The 22,159-nt window shown below is 35.6% G+C and carries 22 protein-coding genes and 1 riboswitch; of the genes, 11 read left to right on the forward strand and 11 right to left on the reverse strand.

The window, feature by feature from the left end:
• Nucleotides 1-13: 13 nt before the first annotated feature.
• The 5 genes from B9N79_RS17530 to B9N79_RS17550 form a co-directional block, all read right to left on the reverse strand.
• Nucleotides 14-781: an energy-coupling factor transporter transmembrane component T family protein gene (locus tag B9N79_RS17530; protein WP_046216730.1), complete on the reverse strand. Its 768-nt coding sequence runs from the start codon at nt 779-781 to the stop codon at nt 14-16.
• Nucleotides 771-2,444 carry an ABC transporter ATP-binding protein gene (locus B9N79_RS17535; RefSeq protein ID WP_046216731.1) on the reverse strand — a complete coding sequence of 558 codons (1,674 nt, stop codon included), beginning with the start codon at nt 2,442-2,444 and terminating at the stop codon, nt 771-773. Before B9N79_RS17535 ends, B9N79_RS17530 begins: the two co-directional genes overlap by 11 nt.
• The gene (locus B9N79_RS17540) at nt 2,419-3,027 is read right to left on the reverse strand and encodes an ECF transporter S component (protein ID WP_048896701.1); all 609 of its coding nucleotides are present in this window, start codon (nt 3,025-3,027) and stop codon (nt 2,419-2,421) included. Before B9N79_RS17540 ends, B9N79_RS17535 begins: the two co-directional genes overlap by 26 nt.
• Entirely contained in the window at nt 3,024-3,635 is a 612-nt protein-coding gene (locus B9N79_RS17545) for a YkoF family thiamine/hydroxymethylpyrimidine-binding protein (RefSeq protein WP_046216732.1), read from the reverse strand. Before B9N79_RS17545 ends, B9N79_RS17540 begins: the two co-directional genes overlap by 4 nt.
• A gap of 97 nt (nt 3,636-3,732) precedes the next feature.
• Nucleotides 3,733-3,836: riboswitch (TPP riboswitch) on the reverse strand.
• A 67-nt stretch (nt 3,837-3,903) separates the two neighbouring features.
• On the reverse strand, nt 3,904-5,121 hold the full coding sequence (locus B9N79_RS17550) for a DUF418 domain-containing protein (protein WP_046216733.1): 1,218 nt from the start codon (nt 5,119-5,121) through the stop codon (nt 3,904-3,906).
• Between the two features lie 180 nt (nt 5,122-5,301).
• Here B9N79_RS17550 and B9N79_RS17555 point away from each other — a divergent pair, with 180 nt between their 5' ends.
• From B9N79_RS17555 to B9N79_RS17565, 3 genes are read left to right on the forward strand one after another with little or no spacing between them, the layout of a single operon-like run.
• Nucleotides 5,302-6,018 (forward strand): response regulator transcription factor, encoded by a 717-nt coding sequence (locus B9N79_RS17555; RefSeq protein ID WP_046216734.1) that lies wholly within the window; start codon nt 5,302-5,304, stop codon nt 6,016-6,018.
• The gene (locus B9N79_RS17560; protein ID WP_048896702.1) at nt 6,015-7,769 is read left to right on the forward strand and encodes a sensor histidine kinase; all 1,755 of its coding nucleotides are present in this window, start codon (nt 6,015-6,017) and stop codon (nt 7,767-7,769) included. Before B9N79_RS17555 ends, B9N79_RS17560 begins: the two co-directional genes overlap by 4 nt.
• Before the next feature lie 9 nt (nt 7,770-7,778).
• Nucleotides 7,779-8,321 carry a DUF5823 family protein gene (locus tag B9N79_RS17565; protein ID WP_040057105.1) on the forward strand — a complete coding sequence of 181 codons (543 nt, stop codon included), beginning with the start codon at nt 7,779-7,781 and terminating at the stop codon, nt 8,319-8,321.
• 13 nt (nt 8,322-8,334) lie between these two features.
• Here B9N79_RS17565 and B9N79_RS17570 read toward each other — a convergent pair whose 3' ends face one another.
• Entirely contained in the window at nt 8,335-8,670 is a 336-nt protein-coding gene (locus B9N79_RS17570; RefSeq protein ID WP_040057104.1) for a hypothetical protein, read from the reverse strand.
• Nucleotides 8,671-9,042: 372 nt separating this feature from the next.
• The gene (locus tag B9N79_RS17575) at nt 9,043-10,137 is read right to left on the reverse strand and encodes an AbrB family transcriptional regulator (RefSeq protein ID WP_019393724.1); all 1,095 of its coding nucleotides are present in this window, start codon (nt 10,135-10,137) and stop codon (nt 9,043-9,045) included.
• A gap of 174 nt (nt 10,138-10,311) precedes the next feature.
• On the opposite strand from B9N79_RS17575, the gene B9N79_RS17580 reads away from it, so the two are divergent.
• The 3 genes from B9N79_RS17580 (at nt 10,312) to B9N79_RS17590 (ending at nt 13,315) form a co-directional block, all read left to right on the forward strand.
• The gene (locus B9N79_RS17580) at nt 10,312-11,664 is read left to right on the forward strand and encodes an NCS2 family permease (RefSeq protein ID WP_046216736.1); all 1,353 of its coding nucleotides are present in this window, start codon (nt 10,312-10,314) and stop codon (nt 11,662-11,664) included.
• A 123-nt stretch (nt 11,665-11,787) separates the two neighbouring features.
• The gene (locus tag B9N79_RS17585) at nt 11,788-12,699 is read left to right on the forward strand and encodes a DMT family transporter (protein ID WP_040057241.1); all 912 of its coding nucleotides are present in this window, start codon (nt 11,788-11,790) and stop codon (nt 12,697-12,699) included.
• A gap of 337 nt (nt 12,700-13,036) precedes the next feature.
• Nucleotides 13,037-13,315, forward strand: a complete 279-nt coding sequence (locus B9N79_RS17590; protein ID WP_019393721.1) for a hypothetical protein — start codon at nt 13,037-13,039, stop codon at nt 13,313-13,315.
• 54 nt (nt 13,316-13,369) lie between these two features.
• Here B9N79_RS17590 and B9N79_RS17595 read toward each other — a convergent pair whose 3' ends face one another.
• Entirely contained in the window at nt 13,370-14,296 is a 927-nt protein-coding gene (locus B9N79_RS17595; RefSeq protein ID WP_046216737.1) for a manganese-dependent inorganic pyrophosphatase, read from the reverse strand.
• A 233-nt stretch (nt 14,297-14,529) separates the two neighbouring features.
• Between B9N79_RS17595 and B9N79_RS17600 the strand changes: the two genes are divergently transcribed.
• The 5 genes from B9N79_RS17600 to B9N79_RS17620 all read left to right on the forward strand — a co-directional run bounded on the left by B9N79_RS17600 (nt 14,530) and on the right by B9N79_RS17620 (nt 18,533).
• A complete protein-coding gene (locus B9N79_RS17600) occupies nt 14,530-15,204 on the forward strand; it encodes a response regulator transcription factor (RefSeq protein ID WP_046216738.1) in 675 nt (224 codons plus the stop codon).
• A complete protein-coding gene (locus tag B9N79_RS17605) occupies nt 15,201-16,538 on the forward strand; it encodes a HAMP domain-containing sensor histidine kinase (RefSeq protein ID WP_040057101.1) in 1,338 nt (445 codons plus the stop codon). The genes B9N79_RS17600 and B9N79_RS17605 overlap by 4 nt, the downstream gene beginning before the upstream one ends.
• Nucleotides 16,539-16,684: 146 nt before the next feature.
• Complete coding sequence (locus B9N79_RS17610; protein WP_046216739.1) at nt 16,685-17,611, forward strand: ABC transporter ATP-binding protein; 927 nt, start codon at nt 16,685-16,687, stop codon at nt 17,609-17,611.
• Entirely contained in the window at nt 17,592-18,326 is a 735-nt protein-coding gene (locus B9N79_RS17615) for an ABC transporter permease (protein WP_040057099.1), read from the forward strand. Before B9N79_RS17610 ends, B9N79_RS17615 begins: the two co-directional genes overlap by 20 nt.
• 15 nt (nt 18,327-18,341) lie before the next feature.
• Nucleotides 18,342-18,533, forward strand: coding sequence for a hypothetical protein (locus tag B9N79_RS17620; RefSeq protein WP_019393715.1), 192 nt, complete (start codon nt 18,342-18,344; stop codon nt 18,531-18,533).
• A 177-nt stretch (nt 18,534-18,710) separates the two neighbouring features.
• Here the strand turns inward: B9N79_RS17620 and B9N79_RS17625 are convergent, their stop codons facing one another.
• The 3 genes from B9N79_RS17625 to B9N79_RS17635 all read right to left on the reverse strand — a co-directional run bounded on the left by B9N79_RS17625 (nt 18,711) and on the right by B9N79_RS17635 (nt 22,117).
• The gene (locus B9N79_RS17625) at nt 18,711-19,673 is read right to left on the reverse strand and encodes a metal ABC transporter substrate-binding protein (RefSeq protein ID WP_040057098.1); all 963 of its coding nucleotides are present in this window, start codon (nt 19,671-19,673) and stop codon (nt 18,711-18,713) included.
• A 14-nt stretch (nt 19,674-19,687) separates the two neighbouring features.
• Nucleotides 19,688-20,854 carry a GTP-binding protein gene (locus B9N79_RS17630; protein WP_046216740.1) on the reverse strand — a complete coding sequence of 389 codons (1,167 nt, stop codon included), beginning with the start codon at nt 20,852-20,854 and terminating at the stop codon, nt 19,688-19,690.
• A 102-nt stretch (nt 20,855-20,956) separates the two neighbouring features.
• Entirely contained in the window at nt 20,957-22,117 is a 1,161-nt protein-coding gene (locus B9N79_RS17635) for an NAD(P)-binding domain-containing protein (protein WP_046216741.1), read from the reverse strand.
• Nucleotides 22,118-22,159: the final 42 nt, after the last annotated feature.

A 22,159-nucleotide genomic window follows, 5' to 3' on the forward strand; every position in this document is an offset into this window, starting at 1 on the left:
GCTCCTTTTTGTGTTAAAACGTAAATTGAAAAAGCTTAGGAGCATAATAGCAAATGGCCATCACGAGGAAAGTGGAGAGAAGGAAAATGGCATCCTTCTTTTTGATAGACGTTGTTTTATAAAAAACGCGTCCTTTCGCTCCTGTAAATCCTTTTGACTCCATAGCAAGTGCTGTTCGTTCTGCTTTACGAATAGCACTTGCTAAAAGAGGAATAATATAACGCTTCAACTGATGAATTCGGTCTTTAAGCGTTGTTGCTCGTTTAATTCCGCGAATACGATGAGCATTTTGAATGGTTTGAAACTCATCCTTCATCTGGGGTAAAAAGCGATAACCTGCTAGTATACCGTAAGCAAATTTAGGTGGCAGCTTACATTGCTGCATAAGACTTAACATCAGCTCTGTTTTATCTGTAGTAAAAATAAATAACAATGAGAGAGAGGCAAAACCAAGCACTCTTAAAGCAAGGCTAAGTCCATTTTGAAGCGTTGTCTCTGTAACCGTAATAAACCAAACATGAGCGATAACTTTGCTTCCTGTTTTAAATTCTTCATCCCCAAAAACAATAGAAGTCCAAAAGTAGCCAAAAGCCACAAGCAGAAAAGGAAGCAGAACAAGGAGCCATTTTTTGAAAGAAACCTTGCCAAATGCAAATGTGGCTAAGACGGTGATGATAAAGAATAATAAAGGCGTCCACACTGTCAAAAAGAGCGATAAGAAAATAACAGACAGTAAAACAACAAGTCCTTTTATGGCAGGATTAATCTCTTCAAGTTGCAAGGAGGTCACCTTCTTTCTCTAGCGCACATTGAACTTTTATTTCGAGCGGGAGGTCAAGATTGGCTTTTTCAAGCAAAGCTTGTTCTTCCCAAAGGAATTCTGTCGGTCCATTAAAAAGCAACTTTCCTTCATGTAAAACGAGAACTCGATCAGCTTTTTCGTGAACAAGCTCCATATCATGAGTAATTAAAAGTACTGTTGTCCCGTCCTTGACACGTTGATCTAAAAGGGTTAGTAGCTCTTTTGTTGTTTGTGCATCTTGTCCAAACGTTGGTTCATCTAAAATTAAAAAGGATTGTTCATCGACAAGCATTGTTGCTACACTTAAGCGTCGCTTTTGACCTTGACTTAGTGAAAAGGGATTTTGATCTCTAACATGCAAAAGCTGGAATACCTCTAGCACATGTTTCGTTTTCTCTGTTACCTCTTCTTCTAATAAACCTTGTAGACGAAGGCCAAATGCTACTTCTTCAAAAACACTATCTGTTACGAACTGATGCTCTGGGTTTTGAAACACATAGCCTGTTTTTTGACGAAGTGTTTTTTCATCCCATTCTTTTAAATTTTTATTTTCTAATAAAATTTGGCCTGAAGAAGGTTTTTTTAAACGAGAAAGCAAGGTGGAGAGCGTAGACTTTCCAGCACCATTTGTTCCAATAAGAGCTACGATTTCGCCTCGGCCAATTTTAAAAGAAAGATTGGTAAGAAGTGAAGGGCCTTTCTTTTGATAAGAAAAAGAAACATCTTGAACATCAATAAGCGTTTCTTTTTCTCTTTTCTTTTTCTTTCTATTGAAAAAGGGAGGAGAAGACTGAAGTCCTTTTAGAAACTCTTCCATTGAAAGAGGGAGAGCTCCTTTTTTGTACCAGCCTTTTTCAATTCCTGTATAGGCAAGGGAACTAATATGCGGAATCCATGTCCCATGTTCAATCAAAAGTTCATAATGATGTTTAAAACAGTCTTCTAACGAAGTATCAAGGATCATTTCTCCGTCTTTATTAAAAACTAAACAGCGCTTTATGAGATGAACCCAATCATCTAATTTATGTTCAATAACTAAAAGCGTAAATTTATATTCCTCCTGTAGCGTTGAGACGAGTGAAACAAGTTCTTTCGTTGAAGCAGGATCAAGATTTGCAGTTGGTTCATCTAGAATAAGAATGTCTGGTTGAAGAGCGAGCACACAAGCAAGTGCTAGCTTTTGTTTTTGACCTCCAGATAGAATTGAAATAGAGCTTTGTTTATAAGGAAGAAGTCCAACAAGGGAGAGCATTTCATCAATTCGCTCTTCCATGTTTTCTTTTGGATAGTTAATATTTTCAAGCCCAAAAGCAACTTCATCTTCGAGCGTTAACATACAAAACTGATTATCTGGATTTTGAAATACTACCCCTACATATTGGCAGGCTTCTCCAGTTTCAAAGGAAGAAAGGTCTCTTCCGAAAATTTGTACTTCTCCATTCAAACTACCGTCAACAGCCTCTGGATACAATCCATTAAGGCAAAGCGTGAGGGTACTTTTGCCTGCACCACTTGGTCCTAATACAAAAATACTGTCACCTTTAGAGGCTGAAAAGGAAATATTCTTCAGCTTTTTTTCTTCATCTTCTTCAAATGAAAAACTTAAATTTTTAACATTAAGAGGCAGTCGATTTTCGATCATTTTTTGTTCCCACCCGTTTTTTATGTTCTTTTCCAAGCGCAAACCCATTTAAAACACCTGTGTTTGCCAATTGATCACTTAGCCATTTACCAAGTAAACCAGCGAGAAGAGCTCCGCTGACAAGTCGGACAGTAAGCATTGTACTAACATAAGAAGGGTCAAGAGCATTGTAGCCGGACAAGAAATAGCCCATAATAAAGCTTGTTACAGAGGCACCCATACCAGCTAGCATAAGAATCGGCAGCGAGTATCGTTTCCAACCAGTAGCTGCGAATACAAGCTCAGGACCTATCCCTTGGACAACTCCTGTTAAAAGAAGACGAGGACCTGAGGCGTTTCCAATCAGCAGTTCAACAGCAGCAGCAATTGTTTCTGAAATGAGGGCTGCTCCTGGTTTTCTAATGATATAGGCTGTAATAATTGAAACGATAAACCATATTCCGAAAATAAATTCATATACTAAGAGTCCGAACATTCCAAATAAAATGTTTCCAAGCTGTGTGAAAAGAAGGTACACAACAGCAAACACAACAGCTAATGCCGACATTACGACAATTTCTTTTAGTTTCCAGCTCTTTGTCATTTTCCATCACCAGGCTTTCTTTTTGTTGAAGGGCTGTTTGCTGATAAGTTGACGGTCATTACAACGTGACTTGCTTCTTTGTGAGAAGAAAGAAAAGCATCCTTAATTGTCCTGAAAATAGTGTGCGTATCGCCATCAAGATGTGTTGCATAGTGAACACCAGCAACAAATACTCCCTCGTCTTTTGCTGTGTTAACGCCATCCACAATCACGTCCATATAGTGAGGAATCCCCATTGGATAAAGAGCGAACTGCATAGCTGTTTCAATCGAAATATCCTTGCTTTTCTCCTCGTTTAAGAGCACATCATCTTCGGATAAGTAAACATCACCTTCAGAATCTCCAGGACATCCAACAGAGAAGGAACCATTCAATACAACGTGAGTTCCTGTTTTAGCTGCATGAAGATAAATAGCTTTTACAACGTCGAAAACATGTTCATTCCTTCCGCGTACACATGTGCTCACATTATCCGTTTTAATCCATACTTTTGATGTATCAACCTCTCTTAGCGCCGTTTTAATCACTTCAATAAAGTTATCGCACATTGGATAAAGAGAGAAGCGACATCCATAGATCCTACTTGTTCCACAAAGCTGTTCATTCATTTCTACTTCCTCCTAAAAGTTTATGAACACAAAAAAACTGCATCTTAAGGAAGATGCAGTAAAATAGACAAAAATGTAGAGTCAATCAACATAAAAGTCGTATATTGCTACACTTCCCCACGCTAGTATTATCTAGATCGGGTTATAAGGGATCGGAACAAAAATTCACATCTCAGCTAATTAGCACCCCTAGTGCGTTGTACTATACAGTTTTTTCGCTTATACACATCATAAAAGAAAGATACTTTTTTGTAAATAGAAAGATAGATTACAGACCAGCGGAAATTTGCGTAGGCCGCTTTTTTTTCTTTCTTTTAATGCTAGGAATCTTCAAATATGTCCAAAGTCTCCAAATCCATTCTAAAGGTCCAATAATGAAGAATTGGAGCCACAGTTTGCTAAGGAAAAGCTGAATCGTAAAGAAAACAAGGGTAAATACGATACCGCTTGTAACCCCTACTTTACTGAATAATCCAAATCCATATCCATAAAAAAGGAAGGTAAAGAAGATGGATTGAGAAAGATAGTTTGTTAGAGAAAGTTTTCCAGCTCGAGCTAACGCATTAGATAGCTTTTTCCATCGATTACTATAGGTTAAAAGAGCAATGCTTGAAATATAAAAAATGGCGACAAGAGGAGCTCCTAATGAAGCACTAAGACCTTCTAAACTTTCATTTTGCAAAAATTGTGGGACGATTTTTAATGGAAATCCAATGAGAAGAGAAATCCACCACATTTTCTTATAAAGAGAAACATAGCGATCTGGCTCATGCAGCCACCTCTTAGCAGCAACATATGCTCCTAAAAAGAACATAGGAAGAGAAGCAAGAACACCAAAGATACCAAAAGCAATCATCTCTCCATCGCTTGTATCTTCAAAAGGCATACTATTGTTTCTAAAATGAACAACTTCACTATAAGAGCCTGTTGCATATACTTCTTTTTCTTGTGCAAGGTAGGAAGGACTTGCTTCTAGAGTATCTTCACTTCCTTCCTCGGCAGGAATAAATGAAAAGGCGCTCATCAAACCGATAATTACAAGAGCAATTGTAAGCCATACTTTTGGTTTGCACCAGAGAAACAAAAATAAACAAAAGCCGCATAAAGCGTAAGATGTTAAAATATCACCTTCCCAAATATAAGTTCCATGTAAAAGTCCAAATGCGAGAAGAAGAAGGAGGCGGCGTAAGTAAACGGTCCAAAAACGTCGCTGTTTTTCTCGACTTCGATCTCTTAAAATCATAACACCAAATCCAAATAGAAAAGAAAAAAGGGTTACAAAGCTTCCGGTACCGAAAATATTAATGAAGGAGGCTGAAATCTTTTCCAATCCTTGAGCTGTTTCAATATATTCATATTCACCAAATAGTCCATATTGAAAAATGAGCATATTAACAAGCAAAATTCCAAAGAGAGCAAAGCCTCTCATTGTATCAACAGAAGAAATTCGTTCAGCACCTCTGAGAGGGGAAAGAGCATTTTTCATATATTTAATCTCCTTTATATAAGTTCTAACTCCACTATATCGTATGAACATTACCAGCCTTCAACTACTAGCTTAACAATACCTTAATTATGGTTAAATAGTCATAAAAAGTAATTCTCAATTTTTTAGGATAATGCTACGATTGGATTATTAGGAATAATGTTCCAAGGAGTGTTAGTGATGAACAATGAAAAAATATTACTTGTTGATGATGAGAAGGCTTTAACAGAAATGCTTGGTGTTGTACTAAAGAAAGAAGGCTTTTCAAATATTAAAATAGCTCATAACGTAAAGGACGCGTTTTCATATTGTAAGCAAGAACAGTTTGATTTAATTGTGTTAGATATTATGCTTCCAGATGGCTCTGGATTTGACTTGTGTCCGCAAATTAGGCAGCTTACAAATGCCCCTATTTTATTTTTAACGGCACGTCAGTCAGATCTTGATAAATTAACAGGATTTGCGATTGGAGGAGATGACTATATTACAAAGCCATTTAATCCGCTTGAAGTTGTGGCCCGCATTAAAGCACAGCTAAGACGTCGTGGATTAAATGAAGCAGAAGTCACACGTGAGCAAGAACAGTTTTCATTTGGAAACGTGATGATCTGTGAACGAGCAGGAGAGCTTACAGTGAAAGGACAAAAAATAGAGTGTCCTGCTCAAGTTTTTCAGCTTCTTCTCTTTTTTTGTAAGCATCCAAATCAAGTGTTTAGCAAAGCACAAATTTATGAGAAAGTATGGAACGAACGGATTATTGAAGGTGATGAAAATACGGTAATGGTTCATATTCGTCGCATTCGGGAACGAATTGAAGAAAATCCAAGTAAGCCAAAACATCTAGTAACGGTAAGAGGACTCGGGTATAAGCTTATGACGGAAGGAACTTTGTCATGAAATTAAAAGGAAGGTTTATTTTTCATTATGGATGGCAATCGTTACTTTCTATGATACTCGTTCTTCTTGTCACTTTTGGTGCTTTTATGTTTCTTGGATTTGGTATGGGAGAGTATGAAATGAAACGAGACTTTGCTAGAGGTGGCCTTGAATACATGGGAGATTTTATGGAGGAAGGAGAAGTAGAAGTAAAATTCAGCCAAAAATATTTAGATGCTATTAAAGAACATGGAGGCTGGCTCCAAGTATTAGATAATAAAGGGCATGTAAAAGCCTCTTTTTATACTCCTAGTGATGTTCCAACACGCTACAATCCAGCAGAACTTGCAGATAAATGGGAAAGAAGAACTGAGTCAAACTATCAACTTTTTCTTTATCGAGGAAGCAGTGAGAAGTATACGCTTCTTTACGGTGAAAAACCAAAAGCTGAGCAGTGGATTGAAAAAGCTAAACAGGATGGGGAAGTTAAAGAAGGAGAATTGATACTTCCAGAACAGTTGAAAAAAGAGTTAAGAAAAAATGATGCTTCTCTTCAAGTGTTTAGTAAAGATGGGGGAGAAGAATTCTCTTTTAATAAAACTAAATATAGTAAAGATCAATATACTTTAGAAGATTTAACATCTAATGCCACATATGACGCAAGATATGAAACAGACATTTCTTCTCGCTATGATAAAGAGACAGGAAGAACATGGGTCGTAAATGTCCCGCATGATACTCAGATTCAATTTCCGTATAGCAATGCTCAATCGTTTGAAGAATACGCCATACACATCTTTATTTTTGTAGCCGTTATTATTTTAATGATGTGGATCCTCTTTGCTCTTTGGTATTCAAGGCGTCTTACAAAACCAACGCTACATATGGTGGAATGGCTTCATAATTTAGCCTACGGTAAGTATGAAGAACCGTTAACAAAGAGAAAAGAAAGCAAAGCTTTTAAGAAAAATGGAAAGTTAAAAAGGTCGTATCGCCTTTTCCGGGAAGTCAACACATCCCTTGCTCATTTAACTGAAAAGCTTCGTTCCAACAAAGAAATGCGCCTTCGGATTGACGAGATGCGCGAAGAATGGATTACAGGGCTTTCTCACGATTTAAAAACTCCACTTGCTTCGATTAACGGATATGCACAGCTTCTTGTAGCAGATGAGCAGTATAATTGGAGTAAGGAAGAGGCTCAAAAGTTTGCTCGGACAATTTTACAAAAAGGAGCGTATATGTCTGAGCTTATTAATGATTTAAATTTAACGTACAGACTTCAAAATGATCAAATTTCACTTGACTATGAACAGGTGGAATTGAATGAATTTGTAAGGCGCTGTGTCATTTCGTTTATTAATGATCCAAGTCATGGCCAGCACCTTCATTTTGAAAGTTATCAAGAATCTATTTATGTTTCTATTGATCAAGCGTTATTTCAGCGCGTGTTAGAAAACATTATTGCAAATGCCATTAAGCATAATGAGAAAGGTACAAATGTGTGGGTGTCTATTTTGGCTACAAAAGAGGATGTTTTTATTAGCGTAAAAGACAATGGTTCAGGAATGAGCGAAGAGACAAAAATTAACCTGTTTCAACGCTATTACAGGGGAACAAACACAGAAGAGCGAAGCTATGGAACAGGTCTTGGGATGGCGATATCTAAACAAATTACACAATTACACGGCGCGGAAATTAATGTAGAAAGCGAAGTTGGGAAAGGAACGACAATTACAGTAAGTTTCACAAGTGTTCTTCATAACGCATCTTAATTTAAAGGAGTGGAAAGCGTACTTATTGAAGTATTAAAAGTAGGAGTGAATTTTTTAATCGAGCTTTTTTCTGGAGATCTTCCTTCTTTATATTATATATGGTTTGTTGTTCTGTTTTTACTCTATTTTTCTCTTGGACTAATTATAAATCGCTTTTCAACCTTGAAATATAAAGGGTGGGAGCTCATTGCTGGCTTTAATATTGGTATTGTTATACATATTTCATTAGCAAAGTTTCTTTCAATAATTGTAGAAGATGCCATAAAAAGCCCGAGTGCTATTTCTTATTATTTTCTTGGCTTAGTTATGCTGACAGGAAGCGTTATCGTTGAAACCTTATATCGTTGGATTAGAGTCAAAGCAAAAAGACCACTTGTTACCTTTTTAATTTTGCCATCCTTTATTATTCTTCTTTCAATCTTCTACTTTTCAATGAAGGATATAAGTGCTATTGCGACTGCTTCAACTTCCTTTATTGTTACGTTAAGTATTGTGACAACTGTCCTTATGATGGGCCTAATTATTTTATTAGAGAAAGGGGAATCGGCTTAAGCCGATTCCTCTTTTATTGAGCACGTTTAAATGTTTCTTCTAAATGCTTACCCCATTTTAATGTGTTACCTTCCAATTCATACTTAACAGTACGTACCCCAGCTTCTGTTGAAAGCTGAAGTTCTGTTGCACTGACAATTTGATATTTACCAACTTTAACGCCTGAGCGAAGGAGTTGTCCACTAGGTGTTAGTTCCATCATTGTTCCACTTTGAGTGTTTTCCCATTTTCCTTTTATATCTCCTGCTGCTAGTGTTTGATGTGACATTGTTTCGTATACAACAGGAGCAACCATTGTCCATGATAAAATAAACAGAGAGGCAGCAACTTTAACTACCATCTTTTTCACTTTTCTCACCTTCTATTCAAAGTATTAAAGGTAGTATGTGGAGAATATGACTTTTTTACTCATATTTTTATAAAAAAAGCAACTTTCTTTGTTTATCTAACGTTATAGAAAATGACATGAAGAAATTTATTTTCTATTATATAAGTGAGAAAGAGAGGAGAGGGAACAAGAAGAGAATAAATATGTTAGAAGTTCTTACATAAAGGTGGAGAGAAAAGAGAGTTTCTTTTATTATAAAAATAAGATTAGATTGTCTCCTGAAGATGTATCTTATCTCTCAGTATACATACTGAGGTTCCCTACACCCAAATCCCCATCTTTTGTTATTTTGGGAAAGCCCCACTTCTACTTGGAAAGAAGCGGGGTTCTTACTTATGTTCTTTGTTTATCTGTTCTTTGTTCTAAACGCTTGAAAAAAGCTTGCTTAAAGAGCCACCTCAGAAATGGGGGCATAAGAAATAAAATGAATAAGATGCGAAACAGTTGAAAACTTGTTACAACAGCTAGTGATGCTTTAACTTCTTCTGCTACAACGGCCATTTCAGCCATTCCTCCAGGCGCCACACTTAAGAAAGCAGTTGTTATAGGAATGTTAAAAAATAAAAAAAGAAGCATTCCGGAAAGAAAAGAAAACAAAATAAGTGAAAAAGCTGTGAGAATGGCAAAAAAACTAAAGCGAGCTTTATGTGTGAGTTTGTTTGGTTTTAAAATGAGTCCAAGATATGTACCCATTAAGAGCTGAGCTCCATCCGTAATAAGATCAGGGGGATGTGGAGCTGTCCCGCCTGCAATAACAAAAATACCAGTTGTTAAAATAGGGCCAAGTAAGAAGCGTGTGGGAAGTTTAAAATACTTTCCGGCTATAGCACATAGCAAACCAATTAAAAGAAGCCCTATGTATGTAAAGAGATCATGAAGCGAGAAAGTAGTTAAAATATTTTTCATGGGTGTTCGTTCTTGATTGCTAAAAAAAGAAGCCAAAAATGGAACTGTGAAAACAACGGCCATAAGTCTTGTTGCTTGAATAAACGTAACAACAGTTAAATCAATTCCCTTCAGCTCTTCCCCAAGCACAATCATTTGAGAAAGACCTCCAGGAATGCTGCCTGTCAAAGTACTCTTTAAATTAATATTTGTTACCTTTGAAACATAATAAGCAAGGATGCTGCTAAATACTAAAATAAGAATTGTTAGAAGAAGCATTGATGGAAGATGATGAATCATACGAAGCAACGTCTCTTTTGTAAACGAGCGTCCAAGCATATAGCCGATCAAAAGAAGCCCTACATTTCTCAATTGAACAGGCCAAAGAAGTGGAAAGGATGAAAATCGTGAGAAGACGAGCGTTGCTGTTAATGAGCCAAGCATCCAAGAAAGTGGAATGTGAAAAAATGAAAATATAGTACCTCCGACAACAGCAAGTATGAGTGTGATGAGTAAACGAATGGGACTTGAATAAAATAACATGTAGAATATATCCTTTCTCTATCTACGCTGTGCGTAATATTTGAAAATAAAGACTTCTCTTATTTCCCTAGTAAATCTCTTTTTTTCTTATTATAATATAACGCAATACGTATGAAATGTCAGAGCGGATATTTCCGTTCTTTTTTTCTTTCAGCAAAAAAGGAGTGAAAGAATTTGGAAAAGCAAAAGCCGGAGTCATCAAATGATTCTTTCGCTTTTTTGGATCGTTTTTTTGAGCTATCTGCTCGAGGCACGACGGTGAAAAAAGAAATGCTGGCAGGTCTGACAACGTTTATGACTGTAAGTTATGTTATCGTTGTAATCCCGCTTATTTTATCAGAGACAGGAATGCCAAAAGAGGCAGCATTAGCAGCTACAATTTTCGCTATTGCCTTTAGTACTCTTCTTATGGCTCTTTGGGCGAACTTCCCAGTTGTTACAGGTCCTGGAATGGGGCTTAGCGCCTTTTTTACTTATTCCGTTGTAATCGGAGAAGGACTTTCATGGGAAACAGCACTAGGAGCTGTTTTTATTTCAGGAGTCATCTTCTTCATCCTCACTGCAACAGGGATAAGAGGGAAGATTATTGATGCTATTCCTTCTGTGCTAAAATCTTCGATTACAGTTGGGATCGGGCTTTTTGTGGCCTTTATTGGATTAAAAAATGCCGGAATTGTTGTAGGAGACGATTCTAACTTTGTTGGGTTAGGAAAGTTAGCAAGTTCAGGTCCTATTATTGCGCTAGTAGGAGTTTTGTTATCTGCTGTTTTTATGGCACGTAAGATGAAAGGTGCTATTATATTAGGGATTATCTTAACAACGCTTCTTGCCATGATCACAGGTGTGCAAAGTCTCCCAACTCATGTAAGTGATGTGCTCACCATCCATTTACCGAGTGTTGCGCCGACTTTTATGAAACTTGATATTGGAGCAGCATTTGCATATGGTATCTTTTCTATTGTGTTTTCATTCACAATTGTTGAACTTTTTGATACATTAGCAACACTCATCGGATTATCACGTAAAGCAGGATTAGAAGATGAGAATGGAAAGATCCCTAATTTAAATCGGGCGTTAACAGCAGATTCTATCGGTACAATGGCAAGTGCTTTATTTGGAAGTACGGCTCTTAACACATATATTGAGAATGCGACAGGAATTACAGAAGGTGGCCGAACAGGATTAAAATCGTTAACAGTAGCTGTTTTATTTTTACTGACTCTGTTTTTAGCTCCTCTTATTCAGTTCATTCCAACTGTCGCAACAGCTCCTCCGCTTATTATTATTGGAGCGCTTATGCTTAGTGATATTAAAAATATTAATATGGAAGATTTCACAGAGCTTATTCCCGCATTTTTAACAATTGTTATGATGCCTCTTACGTTTAGTATTGCGGACGGACTTGCTTTTGGTTTTCTTGCTTATACATTTCTAAAATTATTAACAGGTCGGTATAGAGAAATTCATCCGTTTCTTTATATTATTTGTATCGCTTTTATGATTAACTTTTATATGATTGGCCACTGATGGAAAAAGACTAGGTCTTTTTCCATTTTTTTATTTTGTCCGTTAAATTCATTCTTTCAGGAAAGCTGGAAAGGAGTTACAATAAACATTGGATATGTGAATAAGGGGAAATCAGGTGAAAAAGTGAAGAAAACAACGGTATATGCACTTCTTGTAGCAGTAATGGCAATGTGGGGATTAAATATTATTTGGCTCAAGCTTTTAGTGAATGAATTTGCGCCTGTCACAATGACCGCTTTCCGGATTTTTGTAGCAGGTGTAGCTGTCCTTCTTTTTCTTTCTGTAAAAGGAGTGGTGCGAAAACTCACATTTAAAGAGTTTAGTTTTATTTGTGTTGTGAGCCTGTTCAATATTGTTGGTCACCACTACTTTCTATCGGTCGGTTTAACCAATACAACGGCTATGAACGGAGGACTAATTCTAGGCCTTGTTCCTATCTTAACAGCTATTGCATCTCTATTTTTGTTAAAAGTAAAGTTTAGCATAATGAAGGTAGTTGGAATTCTTTTTGCGTTTTTTGGAGTAAGTTTTGCTCTCGTAGCAGGGCATGGCGGAGCAATTAGTACATCGTACGGTGATGTGCAAATCTTTTTAGCTGCGGTATCCCAAGCAATCAGTTTTGTGCTTATTAAAAAAGCCTCAACGAACATTGATGCTCGTCTTATGACAGGATGGCTTATGATTGTTGGCTCAGCTGGTTTATTCTTTGTTAGCCTTGCTGTTGAGCCACAAGGATTAGCTATGATGAAAACAGACAACTATTTAATTTGGCTTGTTTTCATAGGTTCGGCACTTCTTGCCACAGCTTTTGGACATATGACATACAATTATGCCATGCAACACATTGGGGCAAGCGAATCTGCCGTATTTATTAATTTAAACCCATTTTTTGCGTTAATCTCATCTTATCTTTTTCTTGGAGAATCGCTTTATATAACACAATTTATTGGATTTCTGCTTATTGTTTTTGGCGTTTTAGCTGGAAGTGGAGCTGTTGAGCAATGGAGAAGAGCGAAGGTTACGTATAAGATATAATAATAAAAAAAGCTAGACATTGAATCAAATGATTGAATGCCTAGCTTTTTTGTGTTACCTATAAGAAGAACATTTTCATAAATCTGAATCTATCAATCTTAGTTAGCTTTTATGTTATGAGCTGTTTTCAGGAAACTAAAAAGACCAAGATAATATTTGTGAATTTTTTTACTAAACTAAGGAGAGTAGTTCAAATTTTTACGCATTCATAAGTATCATTTAATACTTATTGTAGGTCTTCCTTTTTATTAAAAAGAAAACTATAAGGAGTTAGTATGTGCTCTCTTTTGTGTGTTTTTGTTGGAAAGGGGAATGATAGTAAGGGAGGAGGAAAAGAATGATTAGTTCACATCCATATATCCATATTACAAAAAAGATTAAACATAATCGTCAAGAATATGAGGAGTTAGAATATCAGCTTGAACTTTACGAAGATAAAATTGTAGCAGGAGCGGAGCAATTTGCTATTAAAGCAGTTCTTGATGTCTCGTATCGGATTACAACAAAAAGCTATGGTTTTCTCTACTTACATACAACAAAAGGAGTGTTTTCTTACTTGGTTAAGGAAAATCCTCAGTTATTTATTAGGCACTGCAAAGAGAAACTTAACTGGTGAGAAAATAAGGTGTTTAATAGAAAAAATCCTTGGAGAGGTCTCCAAGGATTTTTATTATGATAAAGCTTCAGTTAGTGGTGGAACGATTTGTTTCTTACGAGACACAACACCTTTTAGAAGAGCTTTGTCGTCAACAAGAGAAACGTCAAACGCTTTTTCAACTGCCTCTGTTTCTTTACCGATTGCAAGCGCCATTGAGTTGCTATTAAGAATATCTGTTACAACAAGCACAAAAAGATCTAAGCCTTTTTCTGCAATTGTTTCTAACATAGCATGTTTCAAGTCTTCTTGACGGATAAGAACATCGTTTGTGTCAACAGCATTGATTTGCGCTACTTCAACACGATGCTCACCCATTTGGAATTCTTTAGCATCTAATGTGATAAGTTCTGCGATCGTTTTGTCACTTAAGTCAGCTCCAGCTTTAAGCATAGCTAAGCCATACTCTTCTGCATCTACTTCAGCAATTGATGCAAGTTCTTTTGCTGCTTTTACATCTTCTTCAGTGCATGTTGGTGATTTGAATAAAAGAGAGTCTGAGATAATAGCTGAAAGCATTAAGCCAGCTGTATCTTTTTTAATTTCAACACCGTGTTCTTTATAAAGTTTGTTTAGAATTGTTGCTGTACAACCAACAGGTTCAGCACGATAGTAAAGCGGATCAGTTGTTTCAAAGTTTGCAATACGATGGTGGTCAATAACTTCTAAAACACGAACATCGTTAATATCTGATACACTTTGTTGACGTTCGTTATGGTCAACTAAGATTACGCTGTTTACTTCGTTTGCTACAGTTTCTACAAGACGAGGTGCTGAAGCGTTGAATTTGTCTAAAGCAAATTGAGTTTCTCCGTTTACCTCTCCTAAGCGAACAGGTTCAACATCAAAGCCTAGAGCTGCTTTTAATTCAGCGTAAGCAACAGCTGAACAAATTGTGTCTGTATCTGGGTTTTTATGACCGAAAATAAGAATCTTTTCCATAATTAATCTCCTTTTTCCTATATGTAAAATAAGTATACATACATACTATACCATCTCTCTCAGTTTGTAAAAAAGTCTTAGGCGAAAATTATTCTTTTTTATTGACTGAGATGAAATAGAGCTTAACTATCATTTTTTATTATAGAAAAGAAGAAGATATACCGCTTTTTATTTGTTAGAATAAGGATAAAAAGTAAGCTAGATTAAAAATTCTAATGAAAGAGGGAAGCTGATTGACAAACACTATTCTCTACATAGAAGACGATACAGAAATTGGTACTTTTACAAAAGCATTTTTAGAATCAAAAGGATTTGAAATCATTTGGTTAAAATCATCATATGATCACGAAAAATATGTAGAGAAAGCAGACTTGGTGTTGTTGGATATTATGATTCCTGGTTTGGACGGCTTTACGGTTGGACAGCGTATTAAAAAAAGAAATGCTGAAACTCCTCTTTTGTTACAAACAGCTCGTACTTCAATTGAAGACAAGTTAAAAGGGTTAAATTTTGCGGATGATTATATTACTAAACCATTTCATCCTGAAGAACTTGCAGCCCGGATTGATATTCTTTTAAGGCGTTTTGATAAAGTAAGTGAAGACTGCATTGAAATCCATCATCTTAAAGTAAATATAAAAGAAAAGCGACTTATTAATGTTGAGAAAGACGAAGAGATTTTATTAACAGAAAAACAGCTTAAAATTTTCTTTTATTTGCTTCGTCATCCAAATCAAATTTTAACGAAAGAACAAATCTATGAAATGGTATGGGAAAGAACATTTATTGAAGGGGATAAAACGCTTATGGTTCATATAAGACATTTGCGACAAAAAATTGAGAAGGACCCAAATAACCCAAAAATAGTGGAAACGATCCGAGGAATTGGGTATCGAATTAGACAATGAAGCTTTCTAAAAAATATCTACTTATTATTGTAGCATCAATCCTTTTCTTTCCGATTTCTTACATTGGGGTCAATTTCATTTATTATTTCCTTCTTATGAATGTGGCAAGCAATAATATTGATATCCACTATGAGCCTCAGAAAGTTGAAGAAAAATGGAAAAATGATATAGAACATTTACAGGGAAAAAGCGTAAAAGATATCCTAACATTTTTTAATAACTCAAAAGAATATAAGGAAGCGCGAATTGTTTGGATTAGTACCGATGGAGACGTATACTTTGATTCTTCTCAAACGCCAAATTCAAAATGGTCTATTGCATATACAATTGAATTTATGGAGAAAGGCAGTAAAGGGAACGATCTGTTGTTGAAAGAAGAGCTTGGTAACGGGACAAAAGACGGTTATGCAATGCTAGAGATTCCTGAAAAATATGTAGGTTCGAAGTGGAAAATCTTACGTGAAAAATATGTATATGTATGGTATTTGATGTTGTTATTTCTATGGGCCTTATTTATTTTTGTTTCATGGTTTTTCTTTTATGGGATTCAGAAACGTCTTATTTTTATCCAACGTCATATGGAAAAGGAAGGGAAAGATGGAATTCCAGAAGGCTTTAAAGTGAAAAATAAAGATGAGCTAGGTCAAGTGGAGCTTTCTTTTAATAAAATGGTAGAGAAATTAAAAGAAAGCCGGAGAAAAGAAATACAAGAAGAAGAGCTGCGCAAGAAATTTATTTCAGACGTTTCTCATGATTTAAGAACACCGCTTACGATTATAAGAGGACATACGTTTACCTTAAATGAAGAAAATTTATCTCCTCAAGGAAAGCAATCTGTTGAGATTATTAATAACAAAATTAGTTTTGTTGGAGATTTGATTGATAACTTATCTTCGTTTAATTTGTTAACAGCTCAAAAAATGCCTATGAACAGAAAAAAGGTAGATGTATTAAAAATTATTCGTTCGTCGCTAACAGCCTGGTATCCAATTTTTGAAAAAGAGGGATTTGAAGTTGATATTGGTCTAGAAAAAAGTTTAATTTGGAACATTGATGAAGTGTGGATGAAGCGTATTTTAGATAACTTATTTCAAAATATTATGAGACATGCGAGCAGTGGAAAATATGTATCTGTGCGTATTGAAAGTGATGATAAATATGAGTACCTTATTGTAGAAGATAAAGGTCCTGGCTTACAGGCAAAGCCAGATCATAAAGGTTCAGGAATTGGTCTATCAATTGTGGAGATTATGGTAAAGCAGATGGGATTAACACAAGAAATTTCAAGCGGGAAGAATGGTACTACTTTTAAGATTTATCAAAAAGAAGAATGAAGACTGCCTAAGAAGGCAGTCTTTTTTATTGTGGTAAGAAAATGGAATGAAATTTAAACGAAATTTAAACTTAAATCAACCCTTAATTTAAATTAGCGCGTCTATACTAAAAGTAACAAAAGAAAAATGAAGGGAGAGAAAAGTTGATGGTTAATATTTTAAAAGCAGAGCACATTAACGTTTCTTTAAAAGATAAACAAATTCTAAAAGACATTGATTTGTCATTTGAAAAAGGAAAGATTTATGGACTGTTAGGACCAAACGGAGCAGGGAAAACAACGTTGTTAAAAGTGTTGCTCGGTATATTTCCCCCAACATCAGGCGAGGTTTTGTTCAATGAATCTAACCTATACAAAAACCCAAAAAAAGACGTAAGAAATTCAATTGGTAGCATTATCGAATTCCCAGGGTTTTATGATAATTTAACGCTGTATGAAAACATTGTTCTGCATTTAAAATACGTTCAAAAGAAAATGTCTAAGCAGGAGATTTATTCGATTTTAAATACGGTAGGTCTTTATGAGCACAGAGATAAGCTTTTTTCTCAAACATCGCTTGGAATGAAGCAAAGGTTAGGCATTGCAAGAGCAATTGCTCACAATCCAAGTCTTTTATTACTTGATGAACCAACAAATGGACTTGATCCACAAGGAATTAAGGAAGTTAGAGAGATGTTGTTAAAAGAAGTGCGTGACAAAGGAGTAACAGCTATCGTATCAAGCCACCTTTTAAGTGAAATTAATCTAATGGCTGATGAACTCATTATTATGAATGGCGGAGAGGTTATTTTCGAATCTCAGTTTATGAAAAATGATCAGGAGGTTTTCCTATATAAGATGCCTAAGCATATTTCCTTCCATAAAGACATAGAAGAACAAATTACAAACTATAGAGTGACAAGCAATGGAGATACTCACGAATTTATTGCAACTCTTCCACCTGATCAATTGCGAGACATATTAAAACAAAATGGCTATTCAGCAGAGGAAATAGAAGCTTACACGCTTTCTTTAGAGGATTTATATTTAAAACTTATAACAAAGGAGAAGAAAAATGAATTTATTAGTGCGTAATGAATTTATGAAATTAAAAAGATTAAAATCCATTTACTTTGTTTTTGTACTAAGTTTCTTCCCCTATATTGTAAATACAGTAGGGCTGTTTTTAAAGGCAACTCAGTATGATGCCACCAAGTATTATATGTTTGTCTTTAATCAGTATGCCTTCTTATTACCAGCTGTTGTGTTTATCTTTTCAGGGTTTTATTTTTATATCGAATTTAAGAATAAAACAATGCTAAATTGGATGTCTTATCCGTTTAAAAATTTTCAGCTTATTTTTTCAAAGATTGTCGCTACATTTATTGTTTTATTTAGTATTTCCATTGTGAATCATATTTTACATTTGGCAACATTATGGATCATCTTTCAAAACGAACAAAGTTTTAATGACGTATTATCAATGTTTCTAACTTCTGTTTTGTTTACAGTCTTGAGTTTATGTGTTATTCCTATTGCCGCTTTACTTGCATCTATCACAAAAAATATCATGGTTGTTTCGATTGCGGGAGTTTTATCTTTCTTCGTGATGACGATTCTTCTAGGTGGAAATGTTTCGATACTGTTCCCATTCTCCTTTATTTACCGCATCAGTATGCAAACATTCGATTATGAAATGGGATATAGTGATTTTGCCCTTCAGGCTGGAGGATCTGCTATTTTTGCTGCTTATATTTTGGCCGCTTTTATCGGTTTATATGTTTATTCAAAGAAAACCAGAAGTTATTAAAAGGAGGAAACTGTAATGGAACAACTATTTTTTATCATAGCAATCGCATCACTTGGAATAGCAGCGGTTATTTTTATCGGAAAGATATTAACAGAAGGATTAGGAGGTTCCACTTTTAAGGTCTCTCAAAAGTCTGTGAAAGTAATGCTCAGCTTTTTTGCTTTATATGTTGTTACATTTGCCGTTTATATGTTTATTAGTAACTGAAAAATCTCTAGTTTGTTTGTCTTCTAGGTTACCTTTAAATTTATGTGAAACAGCCCATTATAATTGAATACTACAATCTAAAAGATGCCTCCATAAAAGCAAAACAAACTTTTTAAAAAAAGAAGAAAGAAGGAGTAAATAATAAAATCCCTAAGGCTATTAGCCCTAGGGATTTTATTATTTACTATTTAACGCCTTTTTCAAAGCTTCCAAGTTTTTATTCATTAGGCTAAAGTAATCTTCCCCGTTTTCACGATCTTGGTCTCTAAGTGTTTCCATATTATTTAATGTAAGAGACTCTGCACCAATTTCCTTACGAACAAGAGTGGCGATTTTATTTGTTACGTTTGCATCAAAGATAACGTATTTGATATTGTGTTCTTTTGCTGTTTCTACAATCTCTTTTAATTCCTTTTGTGAAGGTTCTTGAGTTGGAGAAAGTCCAGAAACGCTTATTTGTTCAATACCATAGCGATCTTCCCAGTAGCCATATGCAGCATGTGAAACTAAAATTTCTTTTGAAGGAGCATTTTTAATAGCTTCTTCATATTTTTTATCAAGTTCTTCTAAATCAGCTTTTACTTGTTTAAAATTCTTTTCAAACTCATCCTTTTTGCTTGGCTCTAGTTCAGATAATGCATTTTTAATATTTTCAGCCATAACGATGGAACGCTGTGGATCAAGCCAGAAATGAGGATCAAGGTCGCCATGTTCATGCTCACCACTATGTTCTTCTCCATGCTCGTGATCATGATCATCATGACCAGCAATAAGGTCCGCTCCCTCAGCTGCTTTAACCATTTTCACATCTTCATCTTTTAGCGTTTTGTTAGCTGCATCAGCAAAACCTTCAGCACCTGCTCCAGAGTAGATGAACGCATCAGCTGTAGCGATTTTCAGCATATCTTTTGTTGTTGGTTCAAAAGAATGAGCATCAACACCGTTAGGGATAACGCTTTTTACGGTAACATTATCTCCACCAATTTTCTTTGTGAAGTCCTCAATCGGATAGATTGTTGTATAGATGGTTAGTTTCCCGTCGCTTTTCTTCTCAGAAGAACTGCTGTCTTCGTTTCCGCAACCTGCTAGAAATACAGCAGATAAAAGCATAACACTGCATAACATCATTAATTTTTTCATTGTATCTTCTCCTTTTATTGAATCAAGAATGAAGGAAGTGGATCATTGAAAGTAGACCAGTCCTTTTTCATTTCTTCATTTGTTAGTAAGCATGCGTCTAAAGTATTTATAATTTTGTTTTTGTTTATTTTGATTCCGATAAATACAAGCTCTGTCAGTCTGTCTCCATAAGTAGGGTGGAATCTCCTCGACAGTTCTATGTCTTCTTTATCTTCATCTGAAAGAGTATTTATCCATTTTCCTGCTTCACTAATTGTCATCGAACCGCCTGCTTGTGAGAGGAGACAGGCAGTATCATTTCTTGTAGCAACCCAGAAAAAACCTTTAGAACGCGATATTTCATTAGGAAATGTTTCAAAGAAGTTCATCAGACGTTGAGCGTGAAATGGACGTCTTTTTTCATATATAAAGGAAGTAATTCCGTATTCCTCAGTTTCAGGAATATGTTCATTGTTAAGTTCTTTTACCCATCCAGGAGAAAGGCTCATTTTGTCAAAATCAAAAGAACGAGTATTTATAATATCTTCAAGAGAAATAGAGCATTGAACAGCTTCAATAATCTTAGCCTCTCCATTAAGCTTACGTAGTAATGCTTTCAACTCGTCTTTTTTTTCTGCTGATAGCAAATCGGTTTTATTTAGGATAAGAACATTTGCATATTCAATTTGCTCAATGAGAAGCTCGGAAATACCTCTATCGTCTGTACTATCTAATCCTTGATTTCGGTCGGAAAGATCTTCATCTGAACAATAATCTTTCATGAAATTTAATCCATCCACAACTGTAACAAGCGTATCTAAACATGTCTTCACTGTAAGATCTATTCCTGTTTCTTCATCTTCATAAGAAAAAGTTTGAGCAACAGGAAGAGGCTCGCTAATACCTGAGGATTCAATAATGATATAATCTAAATCCTGAATTTTAGTGAGTTTTTCCACCTCATAAAGCAAATCTTCTCGAAGGGTACAGCAAATACATCCGTTTTGCATTTCCACTAGTGTCTCTTTCGTATGAGAGAAGTATTCTTTTTTTACAAGAGATCCATCAATATTAAGAGAGCTCATGTCATTGACAATAACTCCTAGTTTTAGAGAGGATTCATTATGTAAAATATGGTGCAATAATGTTGTTTTACCAGATCCCAGATATCCACTTAAGACGGTGACTCCAATTTTTTTCATTTACGATTCTCCTTTTATAGAAAAATCGTAATTATTACGATTTGAACATTACAATAATACCCTTGCTACATGAAATTATCAAGGGGAAAAGATAAAAAAGTTTTATAGAGATTGTGCAATTTGCTCTGCTGCTTGCCTTGCTCCTGAAATATTTCGAGAGATTGGACCGATTTCAAGCTCTGCCAATGCTCCTACAACATATAAGTTATTACTCCACTGTAGAGAGGAGCTAACAATAGGGTATCCACAGTCACTGCACTGTAAATTTTCCTTGTTTATTAGAGGGGTTAGCCATTCTTTTCCTGGAAGAGAAGAAGAAAACCCAGTAGCTAATACAATTGTTTCTGTTTCATATTGAGCTGATTTTCCATATAAAATGATTTTTGTTTCTTTTATGTTTGCCTCTTGAATTTCATCTTTACTAATTGTTAAGTTGTTTTTTCGAGTTTGCCCCATTAATTTGATATAAATATCTCGGGGCATGGATCCTCTATGTCTAGCATCCGTAATAAAAGAACGGCGTTTTTGGTATGATGCTTCCTCTCTAAACATAAGTTGATTCTTTGGACCAAGCCAAGCTGGGTCACTATCAAAATCAATAATACGAAACGGATGCCGAGTGATAAGGTGAACACTGCGTCCTTGTTTACTTAGTTTAATAGCTAAATGTGCTGCACTAATTCCTCCGCCAACAATGGTAATTTCTTGACTTTCATTAAATGAAAAAGAAGAGTCAAAAATATGGCCAACAGATTGCGTATCCTTATTTTTCAATAATTTAGCCCATTCAGGCCAATAGGTTTGTTCGCTAACACCAATTGCAAGCACAACATTTAAGGCTTCAAGTTTTTTTCCTTCTTCTGTTATGACCATCCAATGTTTTTTTCTTCTAGAAAGAGAAACAACTCGGCCTTTGTGCCATGCCTGTAGAAGATTGCTGTCCTGAATAAGATGCCTGCAGTGTTCAGAGAAGGCATAGAGAGAAGGGCGTTTATAACGTCCATAGAAATCTTGTTTATTTAATGAGCAATTTTTCGAAACAAATTTCTGCAAGCTAAATGGCTGAACATCAAGATGATGAACAGACGGTGAGCGTAAAAATGGCATGTCAATTTTTTCTGTACAAGAGTGCCAATTTTCAAGTGGGGATTCGTGTGGATCAACAATAGCTAATTTCTCAATCGGAACTTTTCTCATTTGTACTAGAAAATGAGCCATTGTTGTTCCTTGAATTCCCCCGCCAATCACAATCCAATCTAACATAACAATAACTCCTTTTCTGTTTTGTGGTGTAAATCGTAATAA

Source organism: Priestia filamentosa (assembly GCF_900177535.1).
GTDB lineage: Bacteria > Bacillota > Bacilli > Bacillales > Bacillaceae_H > Bacillus_I > Bacillus_I filamentosa.

Excerpts from the sequence above, each read along its gene's own strand:
- B9N79_RS17535 (WP_046216731.1), bottom strand. The coding sequence starts at position 2,444 with ATGATCGAAAATCGACTGCCTCTTAATGTTAAAAATTTAAGTTTTTCA.
- B9N79_RS17540 (WP_048896701.1), bottom strand. The coding sequence starts at position 3,027 with ATGACAAAGAGCTGGAAACTAAAAGAAATTGTCGTAATGTCGGCATTA.
- B9N79_RS17545 (WP_046216732.1), bottom strand. The coding sequence starts at position 3,635 with ATGAATGAACAGCTTTGTGGAACAAGTAGGATCTATGGATGTCGCTTC.
- B9N79_RS17550 (WP_046216733.1), bottom strand. The coding sequence starts at position 5,121 with ATGAAAAATGCTCTTTCCCCTCTCAGAGGTGCTGAACGAATTTCTTCT.
- B9N79_RS17555 (WP_046216734.1), top strand. The coding sequence starts at position 5,302 with ATGAACAATGAAAAAATATTACTTGTTGATGATGAGAAGGCTTTAACA.
- B9N79_RS17560 (WP_048896702.1), top strand. The coding sequence starts at position 6,015 with ATGAAATTAAAAGGAAGGTTTATTTTTCATTATGGATGGCAATCGTTA.
- B9N79_RS17575 (WP_019393724.1), bottom strand. The coding sequence starts at position 10,137 with ATGTTATTTTATTCAAGTCCCATTCGTTTACTCATCACACTCATACTT.
- B9N79_RS17590 (WP_019393721.1), top strand. The coding sequence starts at position 13,037 with ATGATTAGTTCACATCCATATATCCATATTACAAAAAAGATTAAACAT.
- B9N79_RS17595 (WP_046216737.1), bottom strand. The coding sequence starts at position 14,296 with ATGGAAAAGATTCTTATTTTCGGTCATAAAAACCCAGATACAGACACA.
- B9N79_RS17605 (WP_040057101.1), top strand. The coding sequence starts at position 15,201 with ATGAAGCTTTCTAAAAAATATCTACTTATTATTGTAGCATCAATCCTT.
- B9N79_RS17610 (WP_046216739.1), top strand. The coding sequence starts at position 16,685 with ATGGTTAATATTTTAAAAGCAGAGCACATTAACGTTTCTTTAAAAGAT.
- B9N79_RS17615 (WP_040057099.1), top strand. The coding sequence starts at position 17,592 with ATGAATTTATTAGTGCGTAATGAATTTATGAAATTAAAAAGATTAAAA.
- B9N79_RS17620 (WP_019393715.1), top strand. The coding sequence starts at position 18,342 with ATGGAACAACTATTTTTTATCATAGCAATCGCATCACTTGGAATAGCA.
- B9N79_RS17625 (WP_040057098.1), bottom strand. The coding sequence starts at position 19,673 with ATGAAAAAATTAATGATGTTATGCAGTGTTATGCTTTTATCTGCTGTA.
- B9N79_RS17630 (WP_046216740.1), bottom strand. The coding sequence starts at position 20,854 with ATGAAAAAAATTGGAGTCACCGTCTTAAGTGGATATCTGGGATCTGGT.
- B9N79_RS17635 (WP_046216741.1), bottom strand. The coding sequence starts at position 22,117 with ATGTTAGATTGGATTGTGATTGGCGGGGGAATTCAAGGAACAACAATG.